At 66.8% G+C, this 587-nt stretch carries 1 protein-coding gene; it reads left to right on the plus strand.

Annotated features, from left to right (window positions below):
* Positions 1 to 517, plus strand: a 517-nt coding sequence (locus MFF24_RS28695; protein WP_238229225.1) for a transposase, incomplete at its 5' end; no start/stop codon positions are given.
* Between the last annotated feature and the right edge of the window lie 70 nt (positions 518 to 587).

Below are 587 nucleotides of genomic sequence, written 5' to 3' on the forward strand. Positions count from 1 at the left end.
CCTAGCCTGCGATCAGGCTGGTATCGCGGTGACACTGCCCAAGCCGCTGACCTCGGGTGCCAAGGCGGAAGGGCGCTTCGGCAAACAGGACTTCGTCTACGAGGCGGAGGCGGATACCTACCGCTGTCCGGCCGGTGAGCAGCTCCCCTACCGCTACACGAATGTCGAGGGTGGGCTGACGCTACGGCGCTACTGGACGGCAGCCTGCCACGGCTGCGCGCTCAAGGCGCGCTGCACGCCAGCCAAGGAGCGGCGGGTGACGCGCTGGGAGCACGAGGCGGTCTTGGAAGCCGTGCAGCGCCGGCTCGACGCGGATCCTCACGCGATGCGCACGCGGCGGCAGACGGTCGAACACGTGTTCGGGACGCTCAAGGGCTGGATGGGGGCGACCCACTTCCGGACGCGACGGTTGAAAAACGTGGCGACCGAGATGAGCCTGCAAGTCCTGGCCTATAATTTGAAGAGGGTGCTGGCGATCCTCGGAGTTGAACCGCTCCTCACGACCCTCCGGGCGTGAGAGCACGCCGCACCTCGCGCACCATCTCCGCCCCGCACCGATCGACCAAAACGCGTTCTCACACAGTCTC

The sequence above is a fragment of the Methylorubrum aminovorans genome (assembly GCF_022179725.1).
Lineage (GTDB): Bacteria > Pseudomonadota > Alphaproteobacteria > Rhizobiales > Beijerinckiaceae > Methylobacterium > Methylobacterium aminovorans.